This window comes from Cellulophaga sp. 3_MG-2023, assembly GCF_030546975.1.
In the GTDB taxonomy this organism is placed as follows: Bacteria; Bacteroidota; Bacteroidia; order Flavobacteriales; family Flavobacteriaceae; genus Cellulophaga.
This window is the reverse complement of record NZ_JAUOPS010000003.1, coordinates 99,950-114,128: the sequence shown is the minus strand read 5'-3', so window position 1 is coordinate 114,128 and position 14,179 is coordinate 99,950. Positions and strand designations below refer to the sequence as shown.

Sequence of the window (14,179 nt, the reverse complement as noted above, 5' to 3'; positions counted from 1 at the left end):
TATGAGATTAATTTTAGTAGTATTGGCCGTTGCATCCTTATTAACAGGATGCAACAACAAGCCAAAAAAAGTACAAAAACAAGTTTGGACAGATGAAGCCTTAATGGACACTGTACAAAAACAAACATTTAGCTATTTCTGGGATGGTGCAGAGCCTGTTTCTGGTTTGGCTAGAGAACGTATACATTTAGATAGCATTTACCCAACACACGATAAAGACATTATAACTATTGGTGGTTCTGGATTTGGACTAATGGCAATAGTTGTTGGTGCAGAGCGTGGTTATATTACCAAAGAAGAAGCTTTATCTAGATTTGAAAAATCTGTAGATTTCTTAGAAAAAGCAGATCGTTTTCATGGTGCTTGGCCACACTGGTTACTACCAAGTGGTAAAGTTGCTCCTTTTAGTGCGTATGATGATGGTGGAGATTTAGTAGAAACTGCCTTTTTAATTCAGGGTTTATTAACCGTAAAAGAATACTATGCAAATGGCGGAGAACGTGAGCAAAAACTAGTTGCTAAAATTCAAAAACTTTGGGAAGAAGTAGAATGGGATTGGTACACAAAAGGAGAAAATACCTTGTACTGGCACTGGTCTCCTAATGTAGCGTGGAAAATGAATTTCCCTGTGGGTGGTTACAATGAAGCATTAATAATGTACATACTTGCAGCTGCATCACCAACTCACCCAGTATCTAAAGAAGTTTATGACGAAGGTTGGGCGTTAAAAGGTGAAATAGCTAAAGACACTGTTTATTATGGTTTAGAAACTGAGTTAAATCATTATGAGCATGATGCATCACCTGTTGGTCCTTTATTTTGGGCACATTACTCTTACTTAGGTTTAAACCCTAAAGGGTTAACAGATGCCTACGCAGACTATTGGAAATTAAATGTAAATCACGCTAAAATACACTACAGACACGCAGTAGAAAATCCAAATAAATATAAAGGTTATGGCAAAAATTTATGGGGGTTAACATCTAGTTATTCTGTAAAAGGCTACGCTGGCCACAGACCAGATAACGATCTAGGTATAATATCACCTACTGCAGCATTATCTTCTATAGCCTATACACCAGAAGAGAGTTTACAATTTTTGCGCTATATGTACACAGAACAAGATTCTCTTATTGGTAAATATGGTCCTTATGATGCTTTTAGTTTAGAAAGTGATTGGTCTTTACCTCGCTATTTAGCTATAGACCAAGGTCCTATTCCTGTAATGATAGAAAACTACAGAACAGGTTTACTATGGGATTTATTTATGAAAAACAAAGACTTGCATAAAGGATTAGAAAAACTTGGTTTCTCTACAAAACACAAAAATGACAATTAAAAATAGTCTTTTTACAACACTACTTATACTTGTAATTATCTCTTGCAAAAGTGGGGATGATTACGAGTATACTCCAATTGAATTTCCTACGGATGACGATCCTGTTTCTACGCCTACAATAACAGACGAGGAGCTGCTAAATATTACACAGGCTGAAACCTTTAACTATTTTTGGGATTTTGCTGAGGTAAATTCTGGCGCAGCAAGAGAACGCTACCATCCTAACGACCCAAGTAATAGTGAATATACAGTTACAACAGGTGGTACAGGTTTTGGTATTATGGCACTTATTGTAGGTATAGAAAGGGGTTTTATTACCAAGGAAGAAGGTATAGATCGTTTTTCCAAAATTCTAGATTTTTTAGAAAAAGCTGATCGTTTTCACGGTGCTTGGCCACATTGGATTAATGGAGAAACTGCTAGAGTTATACCTTTTAGCGACTTAGACAACGGCGGAGACTTGGTAGAAACTGCTTTTTTAACTCAAGGTTTAATTTGTTTAAAGGAGTATTTAAACAATGGCTCTGATACAGAAAAAGCTATAGCAGCAAAAGCTGATGAGTTATGGAAAGGTGTTGAGTGGGATTGGTATACAAAAAACGAAAACACATTGTACTGGCACTGGTCTCCTAACAACGGTTTTGCTATTAATTTAGAGTTAAAAGGATATAATGAGGTGCTTACATCTTATGTGTTAGCAGCTGCTTCGCCAGAGCATAGCATTTCTAAAGATGTGTATGCAAACGGTTGGGCGTCTAATGGTGGTATTGCATCATCAAACACTTCCTATGGTTTTCCTTTATTGGCAAAACATGCAGGTAATCAAACTTATGGCGGACCATTATTTTGGTCACATTACTCGTACTTAGGGTTAAATCCAAAAGGCTTGTCTGATGCTTACCTAAACTATTGGGACGTAAACATAAATCACGCTAAAATAAACTACAGCTATTGTGTAGATAACCCAAAAAACTTTGAGGGTTACGGTACAGATTGTTGGGGGTTAACAGCTAGTTACACTAGAAACACTGACGGCACTATTGGATACAACGCTCACAGTCCTGCAAATGATACAGGTGTAATATCACCAACAGCAGCAATTAGCTCGTTGCCATATACACCAATAGAATCTATGCAAGCATTACATTATTTCTACAAAAACAAAGACAAGTTAATGGGTCCAGCTGGCTTCTACGATGCCTTTAGTCCTGAATATAATTATTGGGTTGCAGAACAATATTTAGCTATAGACCAAGGATCAATTATAGTTATGATAGAAAACCACAGAACTGGTTTACTATGGAAACTGTTTATGCAAAATACTGATGTTAAAAACGGTTTAGACAAGTTAGAATTTAGCTATACAGAATAAAAAACATCAATCTAAAAGATAAAAAAATACCCGTATCGGGAAAATAAAATTACAGCATATGAAAAAAATAAACCTACTATTAGTAGTCACTTTTTGTAGCAGCTTTTTAGCTATAGGACAAACTAAAGTTCCTTTTATAGAAGACTTGCTTGCTAAAATGACAATAGAGGAAAAAATTGGACAATTAAACTTAGTAACACCAGGTGGTGGTATTGCTACAGGATCTGTTGTAAGTAGCAATGTAGAAGAAAAAATTAAAGCTGCTGAGGTTGGTGGTATGTTTGGTATTTCTGGGCCAGAAAAATTAAAAATAGCGCAAGACTTTGCTGTAAAAGAAACCAGATTAAAAATTCCTTTATTCTTTGGTTCTGATGTAATACATGGTTACAAAACCACATTTCCTATTCCACTTGGTACTGCATCTAGTTGGGATATGGATTTGATTAAAAAAATGGCTCAAATTGCAGCACAAGAAGCTACTGCAGATGGTATAAACTGGAACTTTTCTCCTATGGTAGATGTGGCTCGTGATCCACGATGGGGAAGAATTGCAGAAGGAGCTGGTGAAGATCCTTACCTAGGCTCTGCCATTGCAAAAGCTATGGTACACGGCTACCAAGGAACAGATTTAACGGCTAAAAATACTATGATAGCTACAATTAAGCACTTTGCACTTTACGGTGCTGCAGAAGCTGGTAGAGACTACAATTCTGTAGATATGAGCAGAACAAAAATGTTTAATCAATATTTACCTCCTTACAAATCAGGTATAGATGCCGGTGCTGCAAGTATTATGACTTCTTTTAATGATGTAGATGGTATACCTGCAAGTGGTAACAAATGGTTACTTACAGACTTATTACGTAAAAAATGGGGTTTTAAAGGCTTTGTAGTGTCAGATTATACGTCTGTAAATGAAATGATTGCACACGGTCTTGGAGATTTACAAGATGTATCTGCTTTATCTTTAAAAGCTGGTTTAGATATGGATATGGTTGGCGAAGGTTTTTTAACTACACTTAAAAAATCTTTAGATGAAAGTCGTGTTACTGAAGAAGAAATTACAAACGCTTGTCGCAGAATTTTAGAAGCAAAATACAAACTTGGCCTTTTTGATGATCCGTATAAATATATTGATGCCAAGAGACCTAAAAAAGAAATCCTAACTAAAGATAGTAGAGCTGTGGCTAGAGAGGCAGCCAAGCGTTCTTTTGTTTTATTTAAAAACCATAACAATATATTACCGCTTAAAAAAACAACTAAAATTGCATTAGTTGGACCTTTAGCTAACAATAAAAATAATATGTTGGGTACTTGGGCTCCTACAGGAGATCCGCAATTATCTATTCCTGTTTTAGAAGGATTTAAAAGTGTTGCGCCAAAGGCAAAAATAACATATGCCAAGGGAGCAAATATTACAAATGATACCGAACTAGCTAAAAAAGTCAATGTTTTTGGTACACGTGTAGACATAGATAAACGTTCTTCTGACGAACTTTTACAAGAAGCTTTAGATGTTGCTAAAACATCAGACGTTGTGGTTGCTGTAGTTGGTGAAGCATCAGAAATGAGTGGTGAAGCAGCTAGTAGAACAGATATTTCTATTCCTAATAGTCAAAAAAGACTAATACAAGAACTCGTTAAAACGGGTAAGCCAGTAGTATTGGTTTTAATGAGCGGCAGACCGTTAACTATTGAAGAAGAGTTTAATCTTCCTGTTAGCATTCTTCAAGTTTGGCATCCTGGTATAGAAGCAGGTAATGCTGTTGCTGATGTTATTTTTGGTGATTATAATCCGTCTGGTAAACTAACAGCTACTTGGCCAAGAAACGTAGGGCAAATTCCTATCTATCATAGTACAAAAAATACAGGTAGACCAGCTCCTTCTCCTGCTTTTGAAAAGTTTAAAAGTAATTATTTAGATGTTAAAAATGCACCTTTACTACCGTTTGGCTACGGGCTTAGTTATACCAACTTTGAGTATTCTAACATCAATCTATCTAAAAAAGAAATTGTACAAGGAGAAGACGTAACAGTATCTGTAACAGTAAAAAACTCTGGTAATTTTGATGGTGAAGAAGTTGTGCAATTGTATTTAAGAGATGTTGTACGTAGCATTACGCCGCCAATGAGACAGCTAAAAGGATTTAAAAAAGTATTCTTAAAAAAAGGAGAATCTAAAACTGTAAAATTGATACTTACTGCAGACGATTTAAAGTTTTACAACAGTACTTTAGATTTTGTTGCAGAAGCTGGGAGTTTTGAGATATTTGTAGGCACAAATTCTACCGCCCAATTAAAGGCGACTTTAACCTTAAAATAGAAAATACAAATGCCTATTTATTTAACTTTTTTACAACGTGCTACTTTTTTAATATTAATTGTACTTACAACTACTTTTGGTTATGCGCAAACAAGGTATACGCAAAAAGTATTTTCAGACATTAAGGTAAAAACTTATAGCTATGCAGATACTCTAAAGTTAGATTTTTATAGCATTAAAAAAGATACAGTTACAAACAAACCTTTGCTAATTTTAGTTCACGGAGGCGGTTTCAGTGGGGGAAAACGCGATAATCCGTTAGAGGTGAAGTTTTGTGAAGATATGGCAAAAAGAGGCTACGCAGTGGCCTCTATGAGCTATAGATTGGTGCGTAAAGGCAACCCGCTTGGTTTTGGTTGTAATTGTCCGGCAGATCAAAAAATAGAAACATTTGTATCTGTATCTAGAGATATTATTAAAGCAACACAGTTTTTAATTGATAAGAAAGATAAATTAAAATTTAATACAGAAAGTATAATACTTGTTGGTAGTAGCGCTGGGGCAGAAGCTGTTTTAAACACAGTATTTATGAAGAATGAATACGCCTTTAAAAAATTACCTTACGCTACTGTTAAATACGCGGGAGCTATCTCTTTTGCTGGTGCAATAGTTAATGCAAATTACATTACTAAAAATACAGCTATACCAACAATGCTTTTTCACGGAGCTAAAGATAATTTGGTACCATACGCAACAGCACCTCACCATTTATGTGAAGAAAATAAACCTGGTTTTATGATGCTAGATGGCTCTTATACTATTGCAAAAAAATTAGAAAGATTGGATGTTGCACACACACTTATAAGCGATAAAGATGGGAGCCATAATTGGGCTAACATACCTTACAGTTACACCAACCTTATTGCTAAATTTATTACAGAAAGCGTTTTAGAAAAACAAAATATACAAAGCACAATTAAGGTAAAACACAAAAATTAATTATGTTTAAAAAGGAGTTCTATATTGTAGTTTTAGTACTAACGTTTATTAGTTGTAAGCAAAAAGAATCCCCTAAAAAGCAAGTACACAAAAGGCCTAATATTATTTATATTATGTCTGACGATCATGCAGTACAAGCCATAAGCGCATACAACCACCCTATTAGTAAATTGGCACCAACGCCAAACATAGATAAAATAGCTACAGAAGGTGCAATTTTTAATGGTAGCTACGTTACCAACTCTATTTGTGGGCCAAGCAGAGCCGTAATATTAACTGGTAAACACAGCCATATAAATGGATTTAGGCAAAACGGAGATCATTTTGATGGAAGCCAAGAAACGCTACCTAAAATTTTAAAAAATGAAGGTTACCAAACTGCCTTAATGGGTAAATGGCATTTACATGATTACCCACAAGGTTTTGACGATTGGAAAATTCTAGTAGACCAAGGAAATTATTACAATCCAGATTTTATAGAAAGCGGAGACACTACACGTGTTAAAGGCTATGCTACAGACTTAATAACAGCAGATGCTATAGACTGGCTTAAAAATAAAAGGAAAGACAGTGTGCCCTTCTTTTTAATGGTACAACATAAAGCTCCTCATAGAAATTGGATGCCGGCTTTACGTCATTTAAACAAATATGATTCGGTTAGTTTTCCTTTGCCAACCAGTTACTTTCCAGATTTTAAAAATCAGCAAGCAAGCACAGCTCAATTACAAACCATTTACAAAGATATGTACGAGGGTCACGACCTAAAATTATCTAGCGGCTTAAACAAAACTACACTGGCTCATAATCCTTGGAAAACAGATTTTGAACGCATGTCTACCAAGCAAAGAGCTACTTGGGACAAGGCATATTTACCAAAAAACAATGCTTTTTACAATGCCAATTTTAGTAATGAAGAAATTGCCATTTGGAAAGCTCAACGCTATTTACAAGATTATATGGCTACTATTGCATCTGTAGATGAAGGAGTAGGTGAAATATTAGAATATTTAAAAGCGAATAATTTAGAAGAAAACACTATTGTAATTTATACTTCTGATCAAGGCTTTTATATGGGTGAAAATGGTTGGTTTGACAAGCGTTTTATGTATGAAGACTCTTTTAGAACACCACTACTCATAAAGTATCCAGAAACAATAAAACCAGGCACACAAGTAAACGCTATGGTACAAAATTTAGATTACGCACCTACAATTTTAGACTTTGCTGGTGTGCCCAATAAATCAAAAAATATGCAGGGATTATCTTTTAAGGGTTTGTTAGATGGTTCTGTTAATGAGAGTGACTTTAGAGATGCTATTTATTACCACTATTATGACTATCCTGCTTTTCATATGGTAAAAAAACATTACGGTATTAGAACAAAGCGCTATAAGCTTATTCATTTTTATGATGATATTGATGCTTGGGAATTTTACGACTTAAAAACAGACCCTAAAGAGCAGATTAACCAAATTAATAATACTACGTATGCAGAAGAAATTGAACTAATGCATACTAAATTGAAAGAACTTCAAAAAGAATACAGTATAACTAATAAAGAGTTTACAAAAGCCAGTAAGGCTTCTATAAACAAAGCATACAAGCAATTTAAAAAATTAAGAGGAACACCAATAAATTAAAAAGTCGGTGCTTACACACCGACTTTAACTGACTTAAATTAGATTAATAAAAGAACAATTAATCTAACGCAAATGTTAAGGTTTTTGGATTGTTAAATGTTAATTTAATATCAAAGTTGTATTAACGTTTTACGCTACAACCTCATCTTTATTTACTATCTTATTTACAATAAGTGCAATTGCACCATCGCCTGTTATATTAGCAGCAGTACCAAAACTATCCATTGCAATGTAAAGTGCTATCATTAATGCTTGTGCTTCTGCATTAAAACCTAACATTGTTTGTAAAATACCAACAGCTGCCATAATTGCACCACCAGGAACTCCTGGAGCAGCAACCATTGCTATACCCAACATCATTACAAAACCTGCAAACATTGTAAAGTTAAAATCTAAACCTTGCATAAGCATAAGCGCTACTGCACAGGCAACAATTTTCATTGTACTACCAGCCAAATGTATGGTTGCACAAAGCGGAACCACAAAATTAGCAACCTTAGGAGAAACACCATTTTTTTGTACTTGTTGTAATGTAACTGGTATGGTAGCTGCAGAAGACTGTGTACCCAAAGCTGTTAAGTATGCAGGTGCCATATTAAGCAATGCTTTTATTGGATTTTGTTTGGTTATTGCTCCAGCAATGATAAACTGTACTAACATTAGTAAAAAGTGCATTACAAAAATAATTCCTATAATTTTTAGGAACACACTTAATACAGACTCTACTTGACCATTATAAGCAATGGCAGAAAAAATACCTAAGATATATAAAGGAAGTAGAGGAATTATTACCTTCTCTATAACCATCATTATTATTTTCTGAAAATCGTTAGCTACTTTTTTTAAACTACTTTCTCCTTGTGATGCTAAACCTAAACCTATAACAAATGCCAATACTAAGGCAGACATTACATCTAACACAGGTGGAATTGTTATAGAGAAAAACGGACTTAATTTTTCTACGCCTTCACCAACATTTTCTACGGTTTGTGCTTCTATAAACGAAGGGAAAAAACCAGATGCTACAAAGTAAGTTGAAAATCCAGAGAACAAAGTAGAACCATAAGCTATAGCAGCTGTAATAAGTAATAGTTTACCAGCTCCTTTGCCTAAATCTGCAATAGCAGGCATTATTAAACCTAAAATTATTAAAGGAATAGCAAAACCTAAAAACTGACTAAAAACAGCTTTAAAAGTATTAAATAACCTATTTATAGATTCTGGTAAATACAAACCTATAAGTATACCTAAAATGATTGCGATAAACACTTTAAATAGCAGGTTTGATGTAATTTTTTTAAGCATAGTTTAATTTTATGTTTATAAAAACACAAATATAGCCTAAGTACGCTAGTGACTAATTTTTAATGACAGTTAGTTATTAACTAGTTAGGTTTATAAACTATTCTTAATCTAAGGTAAAAGTAAAGTCGTTGTAACTTTCTGTACTCCAAGCCAAGTGTTTTGTTACTGGTGATGCTGCAAAAAACGGAGAAAATGTATGTACTTTAACAGTTTTATTGTCTGGTAAAAATTCTAAAATTCGTAACCAACCATCACCACCATTACCTTGCCAACCGCCACCCATAGCTTGGGCGTTAAATGCCATTTGATTTACCTTTTTTCTTCCTTTGTTTTTATCTTCTTTAAAACCTACATGTGCTTTAAAATCATCTGCACCACCAATGTGGCCAGAAAAAACAAGTTGTATATTTTTAGATGGCTCTACCAATTTTTGCCACACAGCTTCCCCGTAATTACCATCTTTTATTGGGTAGTTTTCTTTTTTTATTCGCTCGTTTTTAGAGTTTAAATACGAGTGCGTAAGTAATGCTACAGTATGGTTTTTATATTTCTCTTCATCAACAACATTTTTTGCCCATTGTACAATAGTATCTCTTGGTGCAAACTCTAAGGTCATAAACAAAAATTTACGTCCGTTTGGTGCTGTAAAATCAAAAGCTGAGTTTTCTAAACTTGGATGTCCACCTGCATTTTTAGCAGCTGCACTAAGTAATTTATAATTAGCTTGGTTTTTATGTGCCGGAAAATAAGTATTGTAATTAGAACCTCTGTGCTCTACTCCTTTATAACCATAATCGTGATTACCCGCAGCTAAAACATAAGGAACTTGCCCATCTAACCTACCAAACATTCTAGACACAGCCAACCATTGTTGTCTGCTTGTTTGGTTTCCGTTTTTACCGTCTGGAACAATCATATCATTTTGTTCTACTAAATCTCCGGTACACAGCACCATTTTTATGTTTAGTGAATCTATGTTTTCACTAATCCAAGCTGTCATTAAATCTAATGTTCCTTGGTTGCGTTGGTACTTTACATAGTTTTGTGTGTCTGGCACTAAAATTAGTGTCCAAGAATTAGGATTAGATAACTTTGGAGCTTCATACTTTTTTTGAGCTAATACAGCTTGCTGTACTGCTATTATTAAAAATACGACTAGTGTATACTGATAAACCTTTTTCATACCAACGTAATTATTATTAACCTTAAAAGGGTTAATTGTTTTCTTTGTTTAGTCATCAAAATAAATCAAAAAATAATTTACTCGCTAATAAAAGAGTTTTTATTATTTGTATGTACAGGCACATATTTATTAATAATGTACGGCGTAATAGCCCTTAATGTTTTACCGGTAACTGGATGCAGTCCTGGGCTAGAAAAATACTCTATTTCATCATTATTTTTAATATACCAAACTAGTGGTTTATTTGTTACTTTGTCAAAAAAATCTGTAGTGATTGTTACATTTAGTTTTTTAAAATTCTTCAATTTATTAGCATCAAAAGGCATTATATCAGCTTCATACTCTGGTTGTAGACTAGTGTTGCAATCTACTTGTTGATATTCCATTTTTACCCAAACCATACATTTAGCAATTTTTGCACCTGTAATTTGACTAAAAAAATAACCTATAGCAACAACTATAAAAATTATGCTTGCTATTTTTATTAATAAGTTTTTAGTAACATTAATTGGCTTAGAACCATTTATAACATCTTCTTTTTTTTGAATATTTTTATTCTTAGATTTTACATATTCTTGGTAATTGTTAAACCCTAAATACTCGCATAGCAAGTTAACACTAGCATCTCCTATCTTTTTATATTTAGATTCCTTATTGCTCACATATTTATCATAAGCCCGTTCTAAAGTTTTTGAGCTTAAAGTTGTTTTATCTGCAATATGCATAGCCAATGCATACCTAGAATGCGATGGAATTTCACTTTCCGCTTTTTTAAATGATTCACAAACAATTTCTCTTAAATAACAACGCTCCATTACTTCAAAAATACAAATTATCAATTAGACAAAGTACAGACACAACCCTCTACAAACGCTGTAAACATTGGTGTCTGCTAATTGTCTTACATAAGTCTGTTTTGTGTCTATAACAAAACTTTCTTAATCAATTTACTTTGCCCCAAGATTGGTTTACAGCTGTGTGTTGCTAACATAGCTATTCTAGAAAAATCTTTCTTACGGAAATCTGTAATGCGGTTGGTGATTAGCCGGACGAGAAGTAGTTAAAAACTGCTGCATTACAATTTCTACTTCTCAAAAAACAGGAGTAATCCTACCATTTTAAAGGGTTGTTGCAACCTATAAAAAACTTTCGATCGGAAGATCGGACAGCAACGCCTATGTCTAAAAATTTTAAAAAAAATTATGAAAAAAGTATTTATAGCCTTAATGGCACTAGTTCTTAACATGTCTATGTTTTCTTGCTCTGTAGATTCTGCTGATGCTAACGATGCGTTGTATGAAACACAGGCTACAGAAGGTGATGAAGGAGAAGATATTCCTTTACCAGAACCACCTCCAATACCTAATACTGGTAACTAAAAAAAAATTGAGCTACACCTTTTGGTGTGGCTCTCTTTTTTTGAATACATTTATACAAAAAATTATATTTTGGGTAAGTTTTTTGCACTTATAGTAGTTCTCCTATTTTTTTCCTGTACTTCTAAACAAAACGCTACTACACTAAGTACAGCATCTAAATTAGATAGTGTTTCTTTTTACCTTAATGAGGTTGCCAACACAAAACTTAAACCTTCTAAAAAAATAGAGATTGTTAACAAAGCCTATAAGCTGGTAAAGTTTACAGATGATGAATTATACAATACTGTTTTAACTCAAAAAACACACACTCACCTTCTTCTACAACAATATGATAGTTTGTTGTTTTACAGTAAACTGTTTATAAATCATTCTAAGTACAAAAAAAACAAAACAAATCTAGGCTATATATATTATTTAAAGGCATACTATTTTCACACTATAGCTAATAATATAGATAGTGCTTTTGTAAACTACAATTTATCTAAAAACCAGTATAAAGCTGTTAATGATAGTAGTTGGATAGCTAATAACTTAATTAGCATTAGTAATATTCAAAAAAATAAAAGCGATTTTTTTGGGAGTAAAGAAACCATTATAGAAGCATTGCATTATTTAAACCCAAATAAAGACAGTATAACCGCTGCCTATGCCTATAATACATTGGCTAGTGACCACAGAAAATTATTAAATTTTGATGATGCAGAACTGTACTATAAAAAGGCTATTAATTTAACTACAAGCTATAAAAGTATACTTATTTATAAAAATAATTTAGCTGCTTCTTACATAGACAGTAAAAAATATGCTAAAGCAATTACTTTATTAACTGAGGTATATGAAAATGATTTAACCCAAAATGATAAAAAACAAGCAGCAAGGGTACTAGATAATTTAGCCTATACTAAATGGTTAAACGGCAGTACACATAATATAGAGACAGACTTGCTAAACGCTTTACTGCAAAGAACCAAACATAAAGATTTAAATGGTAAAATTGCTAGTTATACACATTTGGGTGAGTTTTATACGAGTATAAACCCTAAAAAAGCTTCTTCATATTTAGATTCGGTTATTACCTTATCTAAGGTGTTAAAAAACCCTAAAGCTGAAAAAGACGCATTAAATTTTTTAATTAAAATACACCCTAAAAATATAAATTATAGAGATCGGTATTTATTTATACAGGATAGTCTTTATAAAAATGATTTAAAAGTAAAAACTCAGTTTGCTAAGTATAAATATGATGATGCCTTAAAAGAAGAATCTATTTTACAACTTGAAAAAGAAAAAGCTCAAAAAGAACTAGAACTAACCCAACAACGTGCACAAAAACAAGGATATAGTATTGGCATTGCTGTTCTTTTATTAAGTTTATGTTTTCTGTTTTACTTTTACATACAGCGTAATAAAAGACTAAAACAACAAAACAAATTAGACAAATTACAGGCTACTTTAGAAACCGAAGCACAACTGTCTAGAAAGCTGCATGACGATTTTGGAGCAAAAATAAATCACGCAATGGTATTGTTACAAAACAATACAGAAACAACAAAGGTTTTAGATTCTTTAGAAGATTTATACAAGCAAAGCAGAGATTTTTCTAGAGAAATAAATGATGTAGACACAGGTGAAAATTATAAAGACCATTTATATGGTATGTTACAACAAAACAATAATCAAAATATAAAACTAGTAATTACTGGCGGTAAAAATATAGACTGGACTATTGTAAATAAAATAAACAAAACTGTACTTTATAAGGTACTTAGAGAACTTGTAATAAATACAAATAAGCATAGTAAAGCTACTGTTATTAACATTAGTTTTAAGCAAAACTCTAAAAAATTAGAAATTATATGTTCTGATAATGGCATTGGAGCAACAAAAAAAGCACTAAATACAAAAAATGGACTCCTGAATACGGAAAAGCGTATTAAAGCCATAAACGGAACAATTATATTTGAAACCAAGAAAAACGAGGGTTTTAAATCCGTAATTGAAATTCCTAATTAAAAAATAGCTGTTTTATGTTTACTAAAGTGTTAATAGCCGAAGATTTTCAGGACACCAACAATGGTATTGTAGCTGCCATAACAAAAAAGCTCTTTATTACAGATATTAAAGAAGAGTTGTACTGCGACAAAGCTTACAACCGTGCCGTAGTTGCATATAAAAACAACGTTCCTTTTCAGCTCTTGGTAACAGATTTACAATTTAAAGAAGGTTACACAGACCGCAAACTTACCTCTGGCATAGAGCTTATAAATGCTATAAAAAGAGTACAGCCAAATATTAAGGTTATTGTAAATTCTATGGAAGATAACCCAACAAAAATAAAAGCCCTTTTTGAAGAGCAAAAAATAAATGGTTTTGTATGCAAAGGCAGAGAAAACTTAAACGAACTTATGACTGCTATACAAGATGTTTATAACGGTACCAACTACGTATCTCCACAAATAAATATGTCTTCTAACACTACTATTATAGAGTTAGATGATTTTGATATACTTATGTTAAAAGAACTAGCAGAAGGCTTAAGTAAAAAAGAAATTGTATTAAAGTTTAAACAAAACAATATTACTCCTAATAGCGAAAGTACAATAGACAAAAGAATTGGCAAGTTATTTGATGATTTTGAGGCTAAGAATACAACACACCTAATTGCTAAATTAACTAGAGACGGAATTATATAGTTTTAA

Annotated in this window: 11 protein-coding genes; 8 read left to right on the top strand and 3 right to left on the bottom strand. The window is 33.0% G+C overall.

What is annotated here, in order from left to right; genetic code table 11:
• The first annotated feature begins 1 nt into the window (after nt 1).
• The 5 genes from Q4487_RS10200 to Q4487_RS10180 are packed head-to-tail and all read left to right on the top strand — an operon-like array spanning nt 2 to nt 7,613.
• Complete coding sequence (locus tag Q4487_RS10200) at nt 2–1,339, top strand: glucoamylase family protein (protein WP_303542233.1); 1,338 nt, start codon at nt 2–4, stop codon at nt 1,337–1,339.
• Nucleotides 1,329–2,711 (top strand): glucoamylase family protein, encoded by a 1,383-nt coding sequence (locus tag Q4487_RS10195; RefSeq protein WP_303542235.1) that lies wholly within the window; start codon nt 1,329–1,331, stop codon nt 2,709–2,711. Before Q4487_RS10200 ends, Q4487_RS10195 begins: the two co-directional genes overlap by 11 nt.
• A gap of 58 nt (nt 2,712–2,769) precedes the next feature.
• Complete coding sequence (gene bglX, locus Q4487_RS10190) at nt 2,770–5,034, top strand: beta-glucosidase BglX (protein ID WP_303542237.1); 2,265 nt, start codon at nt 2,770–2,772, stop codon at nt 5,032–5,034.
• A 9-nt stretch (nt 5,035–5,043) separates the two neighbouring features.
• Nucleotides 5,044–5,973 carry a carboxylesterase family protein gene (locus Q4487_RS10185; RefSeq protein WP_303542239.1) on the top strand — a complete coding sequence of 310 codons (930 nt, stop codon included), beginning with the start codon at nt 5,044–5,046 and terminating at the stop codon, nt 5,971–5,973.
• A gap of 2 nt (nt 5,974–5,975) precedes the next feature.
• Nucleotides 5,976–7,613, top strand: a complete 1,638-nt coding sequence (locus Q4487_RS10180; RefSeq protein WP_303542241.1) for a sulfatase — start codon at nt 5,976–5,978, stop codon at nt 7,611–7,613.
• A 129-nt stretch (nt 7,614–7,742) separates the two neighbouring features.
• Here the strand turns inward: Q4487_RS10180 and Q4487_RS10175 are convergent, their stop codons facing one another.
• The 3 genes from Q4487_RS10175 to Q4487_RS10165 form a co-directional block, all read right to left on the bottom strand.
• Nucleotides 7,743–8,918 (bottom strand): dicarboxylate/amino acid:cation symporter, encoded by a 1,176-nt coding sequence (locus tag Q4487_RS10175; RefSeq protein ID WP_303542243.1) that lies wholly within the window; start codon nt 8,916–8,918, stop codon nt 7,743–7,745.
• Nucleotides 8,919–9,021: 103 nt separating this feature from the next.
• Complete coding sequence (locus Q4487_RS10170) at nt 9,022–10,101, bottom strand: metallophosphoesterase (protein ID WP_100894453.1); 1,080 nt, start codon at nt 10,099–10,101, stop codon at nt 9,022–9,024.
• 77 nt (nt 10,102–10,178) lie between these two features.
• Nucleotides 10,179–10,916 (bottom strand): hypothetical protein, encoded by a 738-nt coding sequence (locus tag Q4487_RS10165; RefSeq protein WP_303542246.1) that lies wholly within the window; start codon nt 10,914–10,916, stop codon nt 10,179–10,181.
• Between the two features lie 387 nt (nt 10,917–11,303).
• Here Q4487_RS10165 and Q4487_RS10160 point away from each other — a divergent pair, with 387 nt between their 5' ends.
• The 3 genes from Q4487_RS10160 to Q4487_RS10150 all read left to right on the top strand — a co-directional run bounded on the left by Q4487_RS10160 (nt 11,304) and on the right by Q4487_RS10150 (nt 14,173).
• On the top strand, nt 11,304–11,480 hold the full coding sequence (locus Q4487_RS10160; protein ID WP_157811082.1) for a hypothetical protein: 177 nt from the start codon (nt 11,304–11,306) through the stop codon (nt 11,478–11,480).
• A 69-nt stretch (nt 11,481–11,549) separates the two neighbouring features.
• Nucleotides 11,550–13,493: a tetratricopeptide repeat-containing sensor histidine kinase gene (locus Q4487_RS10155; protein WP_303542248.1), complete on the top strand. Its 1,944-nt coding sequence runs from the start codon at nt 11,550–11,552 to the stop codon at nt 13,491–13,493.
• A 14-nt stretch (nt 13,494–13,507) separates the two neighbouring features.
• Complete coding sequence (locus tag Q4487_RS10150; RefSeq protein ID WP_100894450.1) at nt 13,508–14,173, top strand: response regulator transcription factor; 666 nt, start codon at nt 13,508–13,510, stop codon at nt 14,171–14,173.
• Nucleotides 14,174–14,179: the final 6 nt, after the last annotated feature.